The following is a 674-nucleotide window of genomic DNA, read 5'->3' as shown; positions in this document are numbered from 1 at the left end:
ATGGGTTGATCGGAAGTTGATGCTCTTTGAATTAGTGAAGCATTATCATCAGATCTTTGGATTTGAGGAGAATTATTTGATTCAATATCCTTCGAGATAACTTGTCTTTGGATTTCAGTGGTTTGAGAATCTAAGATAGGTTGAGCGGTAAAGTCTGACTCTCTTTGGATTGTGCGATCGCTTTGAGTAATATCATTTAGCTGAGCTATATCAGGTTGATTGCGATCCATAGGATTAGGATCGCTAGTCTGTCTTTGTATCGCATCAGTTTGAAATAAATTAATATCTTGAGCAATATCTCGAATAGGAGCAGAATAATCTGCATTGACACTTGCTTGAATATTGCGATCGCTTTCTAAAGGAGTATTATTTACAATTGTCAAATTCGGTAAATTGTCAGAATCAACTTGTCTTTGGACTACCTGATTTATATCGGTGGACTGGTTATCTGGTGTTTCTGCAATAGGTTGATCGGAAGTTGATGCTCTTTGAATTAGTGAAGCATTATCATTGGATCTTTGGATTTGAGGAGAATTATGTGATTCAACATCGTTTGAGATAACTTGTCTTTGAATATCAGTGCTTGGGGAATCTAAGACAGGTTGAATAGAAGGATTTAACTCTCTTTGGATTGGGCGATCGCTTCGAGTGATATCACCTAACCGAGCCATATC

The 674-nt window shown here is 37.2% G+C and carries 1 protein-coding gene; it reads right to left on the bottom strand.

The window, feature by feature from the left end:
• Positions 1-674: hypothetical protein (locus AC805_RS26445; protein ID WP_197278769.1), on the bottom strand; the 674-nt coding region annotated here is incomplete at both ends.

Origin of the sequence: Pseudanabaena sp. 'Roaring Creek', assembly GCF_001402795.1 — a bacterium.
Lineage (GTDB): Bacteria > Cyanobacteriota > Cyanobacteriia > Pseudanabaenales > Pseudanabaenaceae > Pseudanabaena.
Note: the sequence above shows the minus strand (reverse complement) of the source record. Positions and strands in the feature narration are given on the sequence as shown.